Raw genomic sequence first — 402 nt, forward strand, 5'->3', positions numbered from 1 at the left:
CTCGAAGTCGGTGTGGATGACCCCGGCGGCCTGGGGCGCCTTCCAGCCCTTACCGATCGTCCACGCACGGGCCTCCTTCGGCCCGGCGGTGAGGTAGGTCTGCAGGCCCAGCGTGTCGAATCCGATACGGGCGAGCTGGTCGAGACCCGACTCCTCCTGCCCCGTCGACGCCAGGAGTTCCGCGGCATCCTCGGGATCGAGGTCGATGAGTTCGGACTCGATCTTCGCGTCGAGGAACACTGCCTGCGCGGGGGCAACGAGGGCCGCGAGGTTCGCCTTGGCGCCCGCATCCGTCAGCACCGACTCGTCAACGTTGAACACGAAGATGAACGGTTTTGCGGTGAGCAAGCCGAGCTCGCGAATCGGGGCCAGATCGATTCCGGATGCCGACAGCAGCGTCCC

General features: G+C 66.7%; 1 protein-coding gene. It reads right to left on the minus strand.

Features of this window, described 5'->3' with window-relative positions; all coding sequences use genetic code 11:
* Positions 1–402: DUF933 domain-containing protein (locus B4F19_RS14730; protein WP_292735942.1), on the minus strand; the 402-nt coding region annotated here is incomplete at both ends.

The sequence above is a fragment of the Microbacterium sp. UBA1097 genome, assembly GCF_002313585.1.
GTDB lineage: Bacteria > Actinomycetota > Actinomycetes > Actinomycetales > Microbacteriaceae > Microbacterium.